Source organism: Methylobacterium nigriterrae, from assembly GCF_037106235.1.
GTDB classification, from domain to species: Bacteria; Pseudomonadota; Alphaproteobacteria; order Rhizobiales; family Beijerinckiaceae; genus Methylobacterium; species Methylobacterium nigriterrae.
Window position 1 is genome coordinate 1 of sequence record NZ_JBAWTG010000508.1, and the last position, 538, is coordinate 538.

Sequence of the window (538 nt, forward strand, 5' to 3'; positions counted from 1 at the left end):
ATGCAGACCAGCACGAGCGGTCTGTCACGCTTCTTCCAGCGGCACGGGATCAGCTGGAAAAAGGGGCGACGCACGCATCGGAGCAGGAGCGTGCGGACGCAAGAGCGGCCCGCGAGGCTTGGTTTGAGGCGCAGCCCGATCTCGATCCGGACCGGCTGGTGTTCCTGGACGAGACGGCCGCGGCCACCAACATGGCGCGCCGCTCCGGCTGGGCGCCACGCGGCGAGCGCTGCCGGCTTGCAGCCCCGTCTGGGCACTACAAGACCACGACCGTCACGGCCGCACTGCGCACGAGCGGGCTGTGTGCCATCGCGCTGTTGGACGGCCCCACGAACGGCACGCGCTTCCGCAGCTATGTCACCGAGACCCTGATCCCAGTGCTGCAGCCTGGCGACATCGTCGTCATGGACAATCTGCCCGCCCACAAGGTCGCGGGCGTGCAGGACGCGATCGAGGCCGCGGGAGCTCGGCTCATGTACCTTCCGTCCTACAGTCCCGATCTCAACCCGATCGAGCAGGTTTTCGCAAAGCTCAAGGC

General features: G+C 67.5%; 1 pseudogene. It reads left to right on the forward strand.

Features of this window, described 5'->3' with window-relative positions:
• Window positions 1–538 (forward strand): annotated as a pseudogene (locus WDW90_RS37995) (IS630 family transposase); the annotation flags it as partial.